11 protein-coding genes, 4 tRNA genes and 2 rRNA genes (1 of these 17 only partly in view) are annotated in these 16,975 nt (G+C 54.5%); all 17 read right to left on the bottom strand.

The window, feature by feature from the left end:
* Window positions 1-149: 149 nt before the first annotated feature.
* Window positions 150-4,349, bottom strand: a complete 4,200-nt coding sequence (gene rpoC / locus PSPTO_RS03285; RefSeq protein WP_004397078.1) for a DNA-directed RNA polymerase subunit beta' — start codon at window positions 4,347-4,349, stop codon at window positions 150-152.
* 64 nt (window positions 4,350-4,413) lie between these two features.
* A complete protein-coding gene (rpoB, locus tag PSPTO_RS03280; protein WP_011103220.1) occupies window positions 4,414-8,487 on the bottom strand; it encodes a DNA-directed RNA polymerase subunit beta in 4,074 nt (1,357 codons plus the stop codon).
* Window positions 8,488-8,708: 221 nt separating this feature from the next.
* Window positions 8,709-9,074: a 50S ribosomal protein L7/L12 gene (gene rplL / locus PSPTO_RS03275; RefSeq protein WP_005768921.1), complete on the bottom strand. Its 366-nt coding sequence runs from the start codon at window positions 9,072-9,074 to the stop codon at window positions 8,709-8,711.
* Between the two features lie 79 nt (window positions 9,075-9,153).
* The gene (gene rplJ, locus PSPTO_RS03270; protein WP_004397081.1) at window positions 9,154-9,654 is read right to left on the bottom strand and encodes a 50S ribosomal protein L10; all 501 of its coding nucleotides are present in this window, start codon (window positions 9,652-9,654) and stop codon (window positions 9,154-9,156) included.
* A gap of 202 nt (window positions 9,655-9,856) precedes the next feature.
* Window positions 9,857-10,552, bottom strand: a complete 696-nt coding sequence (gene rplA / locus PSPTO_RS03265; protein WP_003317112.1) for a 50S ribosomal protein L1 — start codon at window positions 10,550-10,552, stop codon at window positions 9,857-9,859.
* On the bottom strand, window positions 10,552-10,983 hold the full coding sequence (gene rplK / locus PSPTO_RS03260; RefSeq protein ID WP_002555500.1) for a 50S ribosomal protein L11: 432 nt from the start codon (window positions 10,981-10,983) through the stop codon (window positions 10,552-10,554). The genes rplA and rplK overlap by 1 nt, the downstream gene beginning before the upstream one ends.
* A gap of 118 nt (window positions 10,984-11,101) precedes the next feature.
* Complete coding sequence (gene nusG, locus PSPTO_RS03255; protein ID WP_003317113.1) at window positions 11,102-11,635, bottom strand: transcription termination/antitermination protein NusG; 534 nt, start codon at window positions 11,633-11,635, stop codon at window positions 11,102-11,104.
* Window positions 11,636-11,644: 9 nt separating this feature from the next.
* Window positions 11,645-12,013: a preprotein translocase subunit SecE gene (secE, locus tag PSPTO_RS03250; RefSeq protein ID WP_005768918.1), complete on the bottom strand. Its 369-nt coding sequence runs from the start codon at window positions 12,011-12,013 to the stop codon at window positions 11,645-11,647.
* Between the two features lie 46 nt (window positions 12,014-12,059).
* A tRNA-Trp gene (locus PSPTO_RS03245) sits at window positions 12,060-12,135 on the bottom strand.
* 165 nt (window positions 12,136-12,300) lie between these two features.
* Window positions 12,301-12,376: transfer RNA gene (locus PSPTO_RS03240), tRNA-Thr, on the bottom strand.
* A 26-nt stretch (window positions 12,377-12,402) separates the two neighbouring features.
* Window positions 12,403-12,476: transfer RNA gene (locus PSPTO_RS03235), tRNA-Gly, on the bottom strand.
* A 24-nt stretch (window positions 12,477-12,500) separates the two neighbouring features.
* Window positions 12,501-12,585 (bottom strand) — tRNA-Tyr (locus PSPTO_RS03230).
* A gap of 143 nt (window positions 12,586-12,728) precedes the next feature.
* A complete protein-coding gene (locus tag PSPTO_RS03225; RefSeq protein WP_005768916.1) occupies window positions 12,729-13,157 on the bottom strand; it encodes a hypothetical protein in 429 nt (142 codons plus the stop codon).
* Window positions 13,158-13,164: 7 nt separating this feature from the next.
* A complete protein-coding gene (locus PSPTO_RS03220) occupies window positions 13,165-13,914 on the bottom strand; it encodes a pantothenate kinase (RefSeq protein WP_005768914.1) in 750 nt (249 codons plus the stop codon).
* Complete coding sequence (gene birA, locus PSPTO_RS03215; RefSeq protein ID WP_011103219.1) at window positions 13,904-14,863, bottom strand: bifunctional biotin--[acetyl-CoA-carboxylase] ligase/biotin operon repressor BirA; 960 nt, start codon at window positions 14,861-14,863, stop codon at window positions 13,904-13,906. The genes PSPTO_RS03220 and birA overlap by 11 nt, the downstream gene beginning before the upstream one ends.
* A gap of 143 nt (window positions 14,864-15,006) precedes the next feature.
* A 5S ribosomal RNA gene (rrf, locus tag PSPTO_RS03210) occupies window positions 15,007-15,122 on the bottom strand.
* Window positions 15,123-15,280: 158 nt separating this feature from the next.
* Window positions 15,281-16,975, bottom strand: a 23S ribosomal RNA gene (locus tag PSPTO_RS03205) (it continues 1,199 nt past the right edge of the window).

The raw sequence follows: 16,975 nt of genomic DNA, 5'->3' as shown, positions 1-16,975 counted from the left end.
CAAATGACGAGGCACAAGCCCCGCCAAATTTAGGGGTACAAGAGTCTAAAGAGGATCCCGCCCCCAGTCAAGACAAAGCCCCGGCCTCCTCACAAGGCAAGCAACACAAATTGTGCTGCCTGCCGAATGAAAATGCCGAGGCTTTAATCTCAATTACCGCTGGAGTTCAACGCTTCGGTCAGAGCAGCTTCTACTTCGCTCGCGCTGACACGGGTCGGTTTGTCCATTTCACGGCGACGCTTACGCTCGCTGTGATAAGCCAGACCGGTACCGGCCGGGATCAAACGACCCACGACCACGTTTTCTTTCAGGCCGCGAAGGTAGTCGCGCTTGCCTGTCACAGCCGCTTCGGTCAGTACGCGGGTTGTCTCCTGGAAGGAGGCCGCGGAAATGAACGACTCGGTGGACAACGATGCCTTGGTGATACCCAGCAACACACGAGTGAATTTGGAGACAAACTTGTCGTCTGCGCCCAAACGCTCGTTTTCTACCAGAACGTGAGTCAATTCCATCTGGTCGCCCTTGATGAAACTGGAATCGCCAGACTCGGCAATCTCAACTTTACGCAACATCTGACGCAGAATGGTCTCGATGTGCTTGTCGTTGATCTTCACGCCTTGCAGACGGTATACGTCTTGAATCTCGTTGACGATGTACTTGGCCAGCGCGCTGACACCCAGCAAACGCAGGATATCGTGTGGATCGCTAGGGCCGTCAGAGATAACTTCGCCGCGGTTCACTTGTTCGCCTTCGAAGACGTTCAGGTGACGCCACTTCGGAATCAGCTCCTCGTACGGATCGCTACCGTCGTTCGGGGTAATGACCAGACGACGCTTGCCTTTGGTCTCTTTACCGAATGCGATGGTACCGCTGACTTCTGCAAGGATCGAAGCCTCTTTCGGACGACGTGCTTCGAAAAGGTCGGCAACACGCGGCAGACCACCGGTGATGTCACGGGTCTTCGAAGTCTCTTGCGGAATACGAGCGATAACATCACCGATCGCGATCTGCGCACCGTCAGCCACACCAACCAGGGCGTTAGCCGGCAGGAAGTACTGGGCAGGCACGTCAGTACCCGGCAGCAACAGATCCTTGCCATCCAGACCCACCATCTTCACAGCAGGACGAATGTCCTTGCCAGCAGCCGGGCGGTCTTTCGCATCAAGCACTTCAATATTGGTCATACCGGTCAATTCGTCTGTCTGACGCTTGATCGTGATGCCCTCTTCCATGCCGACGTAGGTAACAGTACCTTTCATCTCGGTGACGATTGGGTGGGTGTGAGGATCCCACTTGGCCACGATCGAACCAGCGTCGACCTTGTCGCCTTCCTTCACCGAAATCACTGCACCGTAAGGCAGCTTGTAACGCTCGCGCTCACGACCGAAATCGTCTGCGATTGCCAGCTCACCAGAGCGGGATACCGCAACCAGGTGACCGTCGACACGCTCGACGTGCTTCAGGTTATGCAGACGGACAGTACCGCCATTCTTCACCTGAACACTGTCAGCTGCCGAGGTCCGGCTTGCCGCACCACCAATGTGGAAGGTACGCATTGTCAGCTGGGTACCTGGCTCACCGATCGACTGTGCAGCAATTACGCCGACAGCTTCACCAATGTTGACCTGGTGACCACGAGCCAGGTCGCGACCGTAGCACTTGGCGCATATGCCATAGCGGGTTTCACAGCTGATTGGCGAGCGAACGATCACTTCGTCGATGCTGTTCAGCTCGATGAACTCGACCCACTTCTCGTCCACCAGAGTGCCTGCAGGCACGATGATTTCTTCTGTACCCGGCTTGAACACGTCACGGGCAATGACTCGACCCAGTACGCGCTCACCCAGCGGCTCTACAACGTCGCCGCCTTCAATGTGCGGAGTCATCAGCAGGCCGTGCTCGGTACCGCAATCCACTTCGGTAACGACCAGATCCTGAGCCACGTCTACCAGACGACGTGTCAGATAACCGGAGTTAGCAGTTTTCAACGCGGTATCCGCAAGACCCTTACGAGCACCGTGAGTGGAGATGAAGTACTGAAGTACGCTCAAACCTTCACGGAAGTTAGCAGTGATCGGCGTTTCAATAATGGAGCCATCAGGCTTGGCCATCAGACCACGCATACCGGCCAGCTGACGAATCTGGGCAGCAGAACCACGCGCCCCGGAGTCAGCCATCATGTACATCGAGTTGAAGGATTCCTGATCAACTTCGACGCCGTGACGGTCGATAACGCGTTCTTTGGACAGGTTCGACATCATCGCTTTCGAGACTTCGTCGTTCGCCTTGGACCAAAGGTCGATCACCTTGTTGTACTTCTCGCCCTGGGTTACCAGGCCGGAAGCGTACTGGCTTTCGATCTCTTTAACTTCTTCGGTGGCTGCGTCGATGATGCGAGCTTTCTCATCAGGGATAACGAAGTCGTTAACGCCGATGGAGACACCCGAAATGGTCGAATAGGCAAAACCGGTGTACATCAACTGGTCAGCGAAGATAACGGTCTCTTTCAAACCAACCACGCGGTAGCACTGGTTGATCAGTTTGGAGATCGCCTTTTTCTTCATCGGCTGGTTGACGACGTCGTAGGACAGACCGGCCGGAACCACCTGGAACAACAGCGCACGGCCGACAGTGGTGTCGACGATACGGGTGTTCTTGACGCTGCCACCATCACGGTCGTTGACCGTTTCGTGGATACGAACCTTGACCTTGGCGTGCAGAGCCGCTTCGCCGGCGCGAAATACCCGGTCGACTTCCTGCAGGTCCGCAAACACACGACCTTCGCCCTTGGCATTGATCGCTTCACGGGTCATGTAGTACAGACCCAGTACAACGTCCTGCGAAGGAACGATGATTGGCTCACCGTTGGCTGGCGACAGGATGTTGTTGGTCGACATCATCAGTGCACGCGCTTCGAGCTGGGCTTCCAGCGTCAAAGGAACGTGAACAGCCATCTGGTCACCGTCGAAGTCGGCGTTGTACGCGGCGCAGACCAGCGGGTGAAGCTGAATAGCCTTACCTTCGATCAGAACCGGTTCAAATGCCTGGATGCCAAGACGGTGAAGCGTTGGCGCACGGTTCAGAAGCACCGGGTGTTCGCGAATGACTTCTGCAAGAACGTCCCAGACTTCTGGCAGCTCGCGCTCGACCATTTTCTTGGCTGCTTTGATGGTCGTGGCCAGGCCACGCATTTCCAGCTTGCCGAAAATGAACGGCTTGAACAGCTCGAGAGCCATTTTCTTCGGCAGACCGCACTGGTGCAGACGCAGGGTCGGACCTACGGTAATTACCGAACGACCCGAGTAGTCAACACGCTTACCGAGCAAGTTCTGACGGAAACGACCCTGCTTACCCTTGATCATGTCAGCCAGGGATTTCAGAGGGCGCTTGTTGGAACCGGTGATTGCGCGACCACGACGACCGTTGTCGAGCAATGCATCGACCGCTTCCTGCAGCATGCGCTTTTCGTTGCGCACGATGATATCGGGAGCAGACAGATCCAGCAGACGCTTCAGACGGTTGTTACGGTTGATCACTCGACGATACAGATCGTTGAGGTCGGACGTTGCGAAACGACCACCGTCAAGCGGAACCAGAGGACGCAGATCTGGCGGCAGAACCGGCAGAACGGTCAGCACCATCCACTCAGGAAGGTTGCCGGAACCCTGGAAAGCTTCCATCAGTTTCAGACGCTTGGACAGCTTCTTGATCTTGGTCTCGGAATTGGTTTGCGGAATCTCTTCACGCAGACGGCCAATTTCGTGCTCCAGATCGATAGCGTGCAGCAGTTCACGGACAGCTTCGGCGCCCATGCGGGCGTCAAAATCATCACCGAACTCTTCGAGGGCTTCGAAGTACTGCTCGTCGTTCAGCAACTGACCTTTTTCAAGGGTGGTCATGCCTGGATCGATAACGACATAGCTCTCGAAGTAGAGAACACGCTCGATATCGCGCAGGGTCATGTCCATCAGCAAGCCGATACGGGACGGCAGCGATTTCAGGAACCAGATGTGGGCAACCGGCGAAGCCAGTTCGATGTGAGCCATGCGCTCGCGACGAACCTTGGCCAGAGCCACTTCAACACCGCACTTTTCGCAGATGACACCGCGGTGCTTCAGGCGCTTGTACTTACCGCACAGGCACTCGTAATCTTTTACCGGACCAAAGATCTTGGCGCAGAACAGACCGTCACGCTCAGGCTTGAACGTACGGTAGTTGATGGTTTCCGGCTTTTTAACTTCACCGAACGACCAAGAGCGGATCATCTCAGGCGATGCAAGTCCGATACGGATTGCGTCGAACTCTTCGACTTGACCCTGGTTTTTCAGCAAATTCAGTAGGTCTTTCAAGGCTTTCCTCCTGGCGGAGCAGGGGAGCAGGCAATACCGCCCTGCCCCCGATTCGCGTCACGTGTTATTCGGTTTCCAGATCGATATCGATACCGAGCGAACGAATTTCTTTGATCAACACGTTGAAAGACTCGGGCATGCCCGGCTCCATACGGTGATCGCCATCCACGATGTTTTTGTACATCTTGGTACGGCCGTTCACATCGTCCGACTTCACTGTGAGCATTTCTTGCAGAGTGTACGCCGCGCCGTATGCTTCCAGCGCCCACACTTCCATCTCCCCGAAACGCTGACCACCGAACTGTGCCTTACCACCCAGCGGCTGCTGGGTAACCAGGCTGTACGAACCAGTGGAACGCGCGTGCATCTTGTCGTCCACCAAGTGGTTCAGCTTCAGCATGTACATGTAGCCGACTGTAACCGGGCGCTCAAACTTGTTGCCGGTACGACCGTCAAACAGCTGCATCTGGCCGCTTTCCGGCATATCTGCCAGTTTGAGCATTGCCTTGATTTCGCTTTCCTTGGCACCGTCAAAAACCGGGGTAGCCATTGGTACGCCGTTACGCAGGTTCTTGGCGAGGTCCAGAATTTCGTTGTCGGTAAGGTCTTCCAGGGCTTCCTGGCGACCACCGATTTCGTTGTAGATCTCGTTGAGGAACTTGCGCAACTCGATAACTTTACGCTGCTCTTCAAGCATGCGGTTGATCTTCTCGCCCAGACCTTTGGCTGCAAGGCCCAGGTGAGTTTCGAGAATCTGACCAACGTTCATACGCGAAGGTACGCCCAGCGGGTTGAGGACGATATCAACCGGCGTGCCATTGGCATCGTGCGGCATGTCTTCAACCGGCATGATCACAGAGACCACACCCTTGTTACCGTGACGACCGGCCATCTTGTCGCCCGGCTGAATGCGGCGACGGATTGCCAGGTAAACCTTGACGATTTTCAGAACGCCTGGAGCCAGGTCATCGCCCTGCTGCAGTTTGCGCTTCTTGTCTTCAAACTTGTCATCCAGAAGGCGACGACGATCAACGATGTAAGCCTGTGCTTTCTCAAGCTGCTCGTTCAGAGCGTCTTCAGCCATGCGCAGCTTGAACCACTGACCATGCTCAAGGCCGTCGAGCACTTCGTTGGTGATTTCCTGACCTTTCTTGAGGCCAGCACCGCCTTCTGCTACACGACCGACCAGCGCAGAGCGCAGACGTTCGAAAGTAGCGCCTTCGACAATACGGAACTCTTCGTTCAGATCCTTGCGGATCTCGTCGAGCTGCGACTTCTCAATGGACAGAGCACGTGCATCACGCTCGACACCATCACGGGTGAAGACCTGAACGTCGATGACAGTACCTTTGGTGCCGGTAGGCACACGCAGGGAAGTGTCCTTAACGTCGCTGGCCTTCTCACCGAAGATAGCGCGCAACAGTTTTTCTTCCGGCGTCAGCTGGGTCTCGCCTTTCGGGGTGACCTTGCCCACCAGGATATCGCCAGCGCCGACTTCGGCACCTACGTAAACGATACCGGCTTCGTCCAGCTTGTTCAGAGCAGCTTCACCCACGTTCGGGATGTCAGCTGTGATTTCCTCAGGCCCAAGCTTGGTGTCACGCGCCACACAGGTCAGTTCCTGAATGTGGATCGTGGTGAAGCGGTCTTCCTGAACTACACGCTCAGAGAGACAGATGGAGTCTTCGAAGTTGAAACCGTTCCAGGCCATGAACGCGATACGCATGTTCTGACCCAGCGCCAGCTCACCCATATCGGTGGACGGGCCGTCGGCCATGATATCGCTACGCTGAACACGATCACCCTTGCTTACCAGCGGACGCTGGTTGATGCAGGTGTTCTGGTTCGAACGGGTGTATTTGGTCAGGTTGTAGATGTCTACACCGGCCTCACCTGTTTCAACTTCATCATCGGCAACGCGAACAACGATACGGCTGGCATCAACCGAGTCGATCACGCCACCACGACGGGCCACGACGCAAACGCCGGAGTCGCGAGCAACGTTGCGCTCCATGCCGGTACCCACCAGCGGCTTGTCGGCACGCAAGGTTGGTACAGCCTGACGCTGCATGTTCGAACCCATCAACGCACGGTTGGCGTCATCGTGCTCGAGGAACGGAATCAACGAAGCGGCTACCGAAACAACCTGCTTGGGCGAAACGTCCATCAGGGTGACATCGGCTGGCGCCTTGACGGTGAATTCGTTCAAGTGACGCACAGCAACCAGCTCGTCGATCAGCTCTTGCTTGTCGTTCATTGCGGCCGAAGCCTGTGCAATGACGTGGTCAGCTTCTTCGATCGCTGAAAGGAACACGATTTCGTCGGTGACCAGACCTTCCTTAACAACACGGTACGGGCTCTCGAGGAAACCGTACTGGTTGGTGCGGGCATAGGCCGCGAGGGAGTTGATCAGGCCGATGTTCGGACCTTCCGGCGTTTCGATAGGGCACACGCGACCGTAGTGAGTCGGGTGAACGTCTCGAACTTCAAAGCCGGCACGCTCACGAGTCAAACCACCAGGGCCGAGTGCAGAAACACGACGCTTGCAAGTAATCTCGGACAGCGGGTTGTTCTGGTCCATGAACTGGGAAAGCTGGCTGGAACCGAAGAATTCCTTGACCGCTGCCGCAACAGGCTTGGCGTTGATCAGGTCCTGAGGCATCAGGCCTTCACTTTCTGCCATGGAAAGGCGTTCTTTGACTGCACGCTCAACACGGACCAGACCTACACGGAACTGGTTCTCGGCCATCTCGCCTACGCAACGAACACGACGGTTACCGAGGTGGTCGATGTCATCGACGATGCCTTTGCCGTTACGGATATCAACGAGGGTCTTGAGGACCGCTACGATGTCTTCCTTGCACAGCACGCCCGAACCTTCGATTTCGGTCCGACCGATACGACGGTTGAACTTCATACGACCTACAGCAGACAGGTCATAGCGCTCAGGACTGAAGAACAGGTTGTTGAACAGCGTTTCTGCTGCATCCTTGGTCGGTGGCTCACCAGGACGCATCATGCGGTAGATCTCGACCAACGCTTCCAGCTGATTGCTGGTGGAGTCGATTTTCAGCGTGTCCGAAACGAACGGGCCGCAATCGATGTCGTTGGTGTACAACGTCTCGATGCGAACAACCTGAGCCTTGGCAATCTTGCCGAGGATTTCGGTGTTCAGCTCGGTGTTGCACTCGGCAATGATCTCACCGGTTGCCGGATGCACGATGACCTTGGCAGTCGTACGACCCAGGACGTAGTCCAGAGGTACTTCCAGCTCTTTGATCCCGGCTTTTTCCAGCTGGTTGATGTGACGGGCAGTGATACGACGACCCTGCTCGACAATGACCTTGCCTTTGTCGTCCAGGATATCCAGAACGGCAATTTCACCACGCAGGCGCTGAGGCACCAGCTCCAGGTTCAGGTTTTCGCCGCGAACATGGAATACGTTAGTGGTATAGAAAGCATCGAGCACTTGCTCGGTGGTGTAGCCCAGCGCGCGCAGAAGCACGGACGCAGGCAGCTTGCGACGACGGTCGATACGGACGAATACGCAGTCTTTCGGATCGAACTCGAAGTCCAGCCACGAACCACGGTAAGGAATGATACGCGCGGAATAAAGCAGCTTACCGGAGCTGTGCGTCTTGCCACGGTCGTGGTCGAAGAATACGCCTGGCGAGCGGTGAAGCTGAGACACGATAACGCGCTCGGTGCCGTTGATTACAAAGGTACCGTTTTCAGTCATCAGGGGGATTTCACCCATGTAGACTTCTTGCTCTTTGATGTCCTTGATCGCTTTGTTCGACGATTCTTTGTCGAAAATGATCAGACGGACCTTGACTCGCAGAGGTACTGCGTAAGTCACACCGCGCAGCACGCATTCCTTGACATCAAATGCCGGTTCGCCCAAGCGATAACCTACATACTCCAGCGCAGCATTGCCGGAGTAGCTGATGATCGGGAAAACGGATTTGAAGGCTGCATGCAGACCGACGTCGCGGAACTGATCTTTGGTCGCTCCCGCCTGCAGGAATTCGCGATACGAATCCAGCTGGATGGCCAAGAGATACGGCACATCCATTACGTCCGGCAACTTGCTAAAGTCCTTGCGGATACGTTTTTTCTCAGTATATGAGTAAGCCATCAGCGTTCCCCAGCTTGGTCACCTGCTTGTTTGGCTCCCTCCCGACGGAAGCAGCCAGAAAATCTTGCAAACCCCTTGGTTTGCGCCACCGCCATCGGTGGATACAGCACGTTACAAACGTTGGTCGCGCCAACCGTCTATAACGGAAAAAGGCCGGTGGCAAAAGCCACCAGCCATCAGCCTTTCGCTAAACGCGTGGGCTGGACACTCAAAATCGATGCTTATTTCAGCTCGACTTTAGCGCCTGCTTCTTCCAGAGTAGCTTTGGCTTTGTCAGCTGCGTCTTTGGCAACAGCTTCCAGAACGATGCCTGGAGCGCCGTCAACGACTGCCTTGGCTTCTTTCAGACCCAGACCGGTCAGCTCACGTACTGCCTTGATCACGTTAACTTTCTTCTCGCCAGCTTCCAGCAGCATGACGTTGAATTCAGTTTGTTCTTCAACAACAGCAGCAGCGGCGGCTGGACCAGCAGAACCGGCAGCAGCAGTAACGCCGAACTTCTCTTCGAATGCCTTGATCAGTTCTACAACCTGAATAACGGACATTTCAGCTACGGCGTTAAGGATATCGTCTTGAGAGATAGACATGACTCAATTTCCTGAATTGGGGGACGGCCTACGCGACCATCAAAATAAACAAAAATACGCGAAAAGATCTGACTCAGCCTTAAGCTGCAGCTGCTTCTTTTTGGTCGCGAACAGCCGCCAGAGTACGAGCCAATTTGCTGGTAGCGCCTTGAATCACGCTCATCAGCTGAGAAATTGCTTCGTTACGGGTCGGCAAGGTTGCCAGTACGTCGATCTGATTAGCTGCGAGGAACTTGCCCTCGAACGCAGCTGCCTTGATCTCGAACTTGTCCTGACCTTTCGCGAATTCCTTGAACAACCGGGCAGCAGCGCCAGGATGTTCGTTGGAGAACGCGATCAAGGTCGGGCCGGTGAACACGTCGTTGAGGACACTGAATTCAGTGTCAGCAACAGCGCGCTTGAGTAGGGTGTTACGTACAACGCGTACGTAAACGCCAGCTTCACGAGCCTCTTTACGGAGTCCGGTCATAGCGCCGACTGTCACACCACGGGCATCAGCCACGACAGCGGACAGACCAGCTTTGGCAGCCTCGTTGACTTCAGCGACGATGGCCTTCTTGTCTTCGAGTTTAATTGCCACGGGTTTAACTCCTGCTTGTTACCGTTTCATCCGACCGGAGTCAGATGTCGTTTTGGTGTCTGATTCGGTAAGGAACCGGGAGCACCATCTGCGTAGGCTTGAGGTTTAAGACTTGCGTCGCCTACGGTCTTGGATAGCCCCCGCCAGGCAGGGACCCCAATCTTTAAAACGGAGCGGCAAACAACGCCGCGCCATTTCTGTCTTACGCTTCCAGCGAACCTTGGTCGATGACCAGGCCCGGACCCATAGTGGTGCTCAGGGTGATGCGCTTGACGTAAATGCCTTTCGAGGAAGCAGGCTTGATACGCTTCAGATCAGCGATCAGGGCTTCAACGTTTTCCTTCAGCTTGACTGCGTCGAAACCGACCTTGCCAACGGAAGTGTGGATAATGCCGTTTTTGTCGGTGCGATAACGAACCTGACCAGCCTTGGCGTTCTTGACAGCGGTAGCCACGTCAGGAGTAACAGTGCCGACTTTTGGGTTAGGCATCAGGCCACGAGGACCGAGAACCTGACCCAGCTGACCCACAACGCGCATTGCGTCAGGGGAAGCGATGACGACGTCGTAGTTCAGATCGCCGGCTTTCATTTCAGCAGCCAGATCGTCCATACCAACGCGATCAGCACCAGCAGCCAGAGCAGCTTCAGCAGCAGGCCCCTGGGTGAAAACTGCAACGCGTACAGTTTTACCGGTGCCGTGCGGCAGTACGGTAGCGCTACGAACAACCTGATCAGATTTACGAGGATCAACACCCAGGTTGACAGCGACGTCGATAGACTCGCTGAACTTGACAGTCGACAGCTCGGTCAGCAGAGCAGCGGCGTCTACAAAGTTGTAGGACTTGCCAGCTTCAATCTTTTCGGCGATTGCCTTTTGACGCTTGGTCAGCTTAGCCATTACACACCCTCCACGTTAAGGCCCATGCTACGAGCGGAACCGGCGATGGTACGCACGGCCGCTTCCATGTCAGCTGCAGTCAGATCCGCATTTTTTGCTTTAGCGATATCTTCCAGCTGAGCACGAGTCACGGTGCCGACTTTAACGGTGTTCGGGCGAGCCGAGCCGCTGGTCAAGCCTGCAGCTTTCTTCAGCAGAACCGATGCAGGAGTACTTTTTGTTTCAAAAGTGAAGCTACGGTCGCTGTATACAGTGATGATCACTGGAGTCGGCAGGCCTGGCTCAATACCCTGAGTACGGGCGTTGAACGCTTTGCAGAATTCCATGATGTTCACACCGTGCTGACCCAGAGCAGGACCAACTGGCGGGCTAGGGTTAGCCTGAGCGGCTTTCACTTGCAGCTTGATGTATGCGGTTATCTTCTTGGCCATGAGGCACTCCAATTACGGGTTCAAGCGCCTATAAAGGCTCCCCGGTTACGTACGCGTATATCCCAGTGACGAAAAAACCCCACAGCCTTAAGCTGCGGGGTATGGGATTTCAGCTCAGCTAGGCCTTCTCGACCTGACTGAACTCTAACTCTACCGGGGTAGAGCGTCCGAAAATGAGCACCGCAACTTGGATACGGCTCTTTTCGTAGTTAACTTCTTCAACGGTGCCGTTGAAATCGGCGAACGGACCGTCAGTGACACGAACAACCTCACCCGGCTCGAACAGCGTCTTCGGCTTCGGCTTGTCGCTACCGTCAGCAACGCGACGCAGAATCGCTTCTGCTTCTTTGTCGGTGATCGGAGCAGGCTTATCAGCAGTACCACCGATGAAGCCCATGACACGAGGGGTATCCTTGACCAAATGCCAAGTACCTTCATTCATGTCCATCTGAACCAGCACATAACCAGGGAAGAACTTGCGTTCGCTTTTGCGTTTCTGGCCATTACGCATTTCAACCACTTCTTCAGTGGGAACCAGAATTTCGCCGAAGCCATCTTCCATGCCTGCCAGCTTCACACGCTCGACCAACGAGCGCATGACATGCTTCTCGTAACCCGAGTATGCATGCACTACGTACCAACGCTTAGCCACGGGACACCCTTAGCCAACTATCGAGGAAACAAGCCAGCCGAGCAGGGAATCAAGCCCCCACAACAGCAACGCCATAACCAGCACAACAGCCACAACTATCAACGTGGTTTGCGTGGTTTCTTGGCGAGTAGGCCAAACGACTTTACGGATCTCTGCACGCGCTTCTTTCGCCAAAACGAAGAAAGCTTTGCCCTTGCCAGTCTGCAGCGCTACAAATGCAGCTGCTGCGGCAATCACAAGGAGAGCGAGAACACGGTACAGGATCGGCTCAGCAGAGTAATACTGATTACCGACAACACCCACGACTACCAAAATGACTACCAGGAGCCATTTCAGCAAATCAAAGCGAGAGTCTGATGCTTCAGCCTTGGGATTCATCTACGGAGATCCTGTGAAAAGAAAGCCAGATTACATCTAGGGAATCTGGCAGGTCAGGAGGGAATCGAACCCCCAACCTACGGTTTTGGAGACCGTCGCTCTGCCAATTGAGCTACTGACCTAAAAGCAAAATCAGGCCGACCATTATGCGGACCTGACGAGAGTTTTTCAACACCTTATTCAAACCAGGCCTTACACGCAGCCCATCTCAAACAAGCTTCAAGCAGATCACGCAATGCTGAACCACCTAAAACAAAGGCAGATATTTTCATATCTGCCTTTAGCAATGGAGCTCTTGAGCGGATTCGAACCGCTGACCTCACCCTTACCAAGGGTGTGCTCTACCAACTGAGCTACAAGAGCAAAACACAGTGCATGAACCGCAAACATGGAGCGGGTAGCGGGAATCGAACCCGCATCATCAGCTTGGAAGGCTGAGGTTCTACCACTAAACTATACCCGCGCAATTTGCAGCTCGCGCTAAATCTGGTGGAGGGGGAAGGATTCGAACCTTCGAAGTCGTAGACGTCAGATTTACAGTCTGATCCCTTTGGCCGCTCGGGAACCCCTCCTAAGCGAGGCAGCATTCTCAACTTATGCTACCCTTCTGTCAACCTTTTTCTCAGTAAAAACCTGAGGTTACATGCGTTGACTACTAACCGCTTCGTTCGCGAGACTTTCACCTCACTGCGAAGCGGGCGCCATTCTATGTAAACTACTCGGCAGTTGCAATGGCCTCACACGACATTATTTGATTTTTTAATTGCGGAAAATCCTGGCTCAGCTGAGTCATGACACTCGCCTCTACAAGACGACGACTTTCCGGGATGATTTTCAGCCAATAGGCTGTCGAGCCACCGGATTGCAGGGGCCGAAATTGTGACTGGATATCCAGGCTGTTCAATCGCTGCTCAACCAGCCGAGCGTCTTCCTGCCTGGGGAAGCCACCCAGATAGAGACACTTCGTGTCGGCATCTTGCGACACTCGATTTGCATCTGACTCGCTAAGCAGGCGGATATCCTGCTGCGTGGCGCGATGCAGCGATAGAGGCATGACCTCTTTGGCCCTCAACGGAGCCTCCTGCTGATGCCACAGGTAATAGAAGCCATTGAGCATCAACAGCAGAAGAAACAACCAACGCATAAGGACCTCAACGTAAAGGGCAAGCGAGAGCCAGGCCAACGAATACCAAATCAGGGACAATGCGAGCGCCCGGTAACACATCAGCAACCAAGACAGCGTCGCCTCCTGTCACGAAAATAGCAAAGTCGTCCCCCCAGTATTCGCGAGCTATCTCGATCTGAGTCATTGCGAATCCGCGAAGCATGAGAGAACAACCTCGCTCCACAGCCTCGGCCGTCGCACGGCCAGGCACGAGTCGTACCAGGGCTTTTTCAGCCTCTGCATCGTCATATCGAATGCGACGGGTGTGGGTACGCAGCTGATTGCGCATCAGTGGCATGCCAGGACAGATGAAACCACCCAGATGCTTTCCTGACGCTTCAACAAAGTCAGACGTAATGGCGGTGCCCAGATCGATCACCAGGCAGGCACCCTTAACAAGGTGGTAAGCCCCTACAAATGCCAACCAGCGATCCAGCCCCAAGCGTGCAAAATCGTCGTATCCATTGATTACCCCGGCAAGCTCTGGCGCCGGCGCTGCACAGACAGGGCTAATGGAAAAGGTATCTGCCAGCGCGCAAACCAGCTTCGCCGTTTCTTCCGCGCTACGAACGCTTACCAGACGGCAATCGCTGAATGCTGCGCCTGACAGATTGCCCAGGCACTCTAGCAAGGCTGTGTCCGAGTCCACTACTCCGCCGCTGACCAACGTTGAGCAACTCTTTGTGATTATCCGCCACTTGATAAAGCTGTTGCCGCAATCGAGCTCAAGAATCATCGCGCAACCTCAGGCTGAGCTCACCACCACTAAAGCTCTTTTCCAAACCATTGACTTCCAACCGCAACGCTCCAAGTGAGTCGACGCCTAACACCACCCCTTCCACCGTCTCGATTCCCGAAAGCAACTTCACTGCAGCTCCCTGCCACAAATGCCCTTGCTCCCACTCCTTCTGGAACGCTAAAAAGCCTTCCTGACGATGAACAACCAGAAGAGCCTCAAGCTGAGAACTTATGCGGGCCGCGATAGTATTGCGATCGGCAGGCGCGCCCGTTTGCAGCCTGACCGACGTCCACAACTGATCGACCTCGGTAGACGCACGCATGTTGACGTTCACGCCGACCCCGATGATCACGTGACACACATCTGCGGGATCGCCAATAAGCTCAAGCAGGATACCGGCGATTTTTTGTCGCCCGACCAGCACATCGTTGGGCCATTTAAGACCCGCGCCCTGAACCCCCATATCACGCAGGACATTCATCACCGCAAGCCCTACCAGCAGACTGAGCCCTTCCAACTGACGCATCCCACCATCGATGCGCAGCACAAGGCTGTAATACAGGTTTTCGGCAAATGGGCTTACCCACTTGCGACCACGCCGCCCCCTGCCGGCCGTTTGCTGTTCGGCAACAACGAGCAGTGGCATTGGAGCCCCAAGGGCGATAAGCCGCGAAGCCTCTGCATTGGTCGAATCGATAGAGTCGTATGTGCGCACAGACCACTCGCCAGGCATTCCAGACTCGACTATGGCAGCAGGATCTAAAAGAACTATAGGCGTCGCCAGTCGATAGCCACGCCCACGCACTTTATGAACCTCGATATCGAGATCCGACTCAAGCTGCTGAAGCTGTTTCCAGACGGCGCTACGGCTTACGCCGAGGGACTCGCCCAGGACCTGTCCAGAATGAAATGCACCATCAGCAAGAAGCTTTAACAAGGTCAGCATTTAGAATCGCCCGGCAATAAGGCACGCATCATAGCCACGCAGGAGCATGATGCATAGAAACGAAAATGTGTTTTCATCGAGGTTTTTAAGCGCGCAAAACAAAAACCCTCAACGCGTAAGCGATGAGGGTTTTTGGAATTTAATCTTGACGATGACCTACTCTCACATGGGGAAACCCCACACTACCATCGGCGATACATCGTTTCACTGCTGAGTTCGGGATGGGATCAGGTGGTTCCAATGTTCTATGGTCGTCAAGAAATTCGGGTACCGAGTCGTGCCGTACGGCGCGCTTCAGCAAATCGGGTATGTGATAGCAAGCTGTTGCAGGTGTCGTTCGTGACGCAAACCTTCGGTTCGTGTCATCTCCACAGTCACCGCAATCTGGTCATTCGACTCAAATTGCTTGGGTGTTATATGGTCAAGCCTCACGGGCAATTAGTATTGGTTAGCTCAACGCCTCACAGCGCTTACACACCCAACCTATCAACGTCGTAGTCTTCGACGGCCCTTCAGGGAACTCAAGGTTCCAGTGAGATCTCATCTTGAGGCAAGTTTCCCGCTTAGATGCTTTCAGCGGTTATCTTTTCCGAACATAGCTACCCGGCAATGCCACTGGCGTGACAACCGGAACACCAGAGGTTCGTCCACTCCGGTCCTCTCGTACTAGGAGCAGCCCCTCTCAAATCTCAAACGTCCACGGCAGATAGGGACCGAACTGTCTCACGACGTTCTAAACCCAGCTCGCGTACCACTTTAAATGGCGAACAGCCATACCCTTGGGACCGGCTTCAGCCCCAGGATGTGATGAGCCGACATCGAGGTGCCAAACACCGCCGTCGATATGAACTCTTGGGCGGTATCAGCCTGTTATCCCCGGAGTACCTTTTATCCGTTGAGCGATGGCCCTTCCATACAGAACCACCGGATCACTAAGACCTACTTTCGTACCTGCTCGACGTGTCTGTCTCGCAGTCAAGCGCGCTTTTGCCTTTATACTCTACGACCGATTTCCGACCGGTCTGAGCGCACCTTCGTACTCCTCCGTTACTCTTTAGGAGGAGACCGCCCCAGTCAAACTACCCACCATACACTGTCCTCGATCCGGATAACGGACCTGAGTTAGAACCTCAAAGTTGCCAGGGTGGTATTTCAAGGTTGGCTCCACGCAGACTGGCGTCCACGCTTCAAAGCCTCCCACCTATCCTACACAAGCAAATTCAAAGTCCAGTGCAAAGCTATAGTAAAGGTTCACGGGGTCTTTCCGTCTAGCCGCGGATACACTGCATCTTCACAGCGATTTCAATTTCACTGAGTCTCGGGTGGAGACAGCGCCGCCATCGTTACGCCATTCGTGCAGGTCGGAACTTACCCGACAAGGAATTTCGCTACCTTAGGACCGTTATAGTTACGGCCGCCGTTTACCGGGGCTTCGATCAAGAGCTTCGCTTGCGCTAACCCCATCAATTAACCTTCCGGCACCGGGCAGGCGTCACACCCTATACGTCCACTTTCGTGTTTGCAGAGTGCTGTGTTTTTAATAAACAGTCGCAGCGGCCTGGTATCTTCGACCGGCGTGGGCTTACGCAGTAAATGCTTCACCCTCACCGGCGCACCTTCTCCCGAAGTTACGGTGCCATTTTGCCTAGTTCCTTCACCCGAGTTCTCTCAAGCGCCTTGGTATTCTCTACCCAACCACCTGTGTCGGTTTGGGGTACGGTTCCTGGTTACCTGAAGCTTAGAAGCTTTTCTTGGAAGCATGGCATCAACCACTTCATGTTCTAAAAGAACACTCGTCATCAGCTCTCGGCCTTAAGATCCCGGATTTACCTAAGATCTCAGCCTACCACCTTAAACCTGGACTACCAACGCCAGGCTGGCCTAGCCTTCTCCGTCCCTCCATCGCAATAACCAGAAGTACAGGAATATTAACCTGTTTTCCATCGACTACGCTTTTCAGCCTCGCCTTAGGGACCGACTAACCCTGCGTCGATTAACGTTGCGCAGGAAACCTTGGTCTTTCGGCGTGGGTGTTTTTCACACCCATTGTCGTTACTCATGTCAGCATTCGCACTTCTGATACCTCCAGCAAGCTTCTCAACTCACCTTCAC

The organism is Pseudomonas syringae pv. tomato str. DC3000 (assembly GCF_000007805.1).
GTDB classification, from domain to species: domain Bacteria; phylum Pseudomonadota; class Gammaproteobacteria; order Pseudomonadales; family Pseudomonadaceae; genus Aquipseudomonas; species Aquipseudomonas avellanae.
This window is presented reverse-complemented; position numbering and strand designations above follow the sequence as displayed.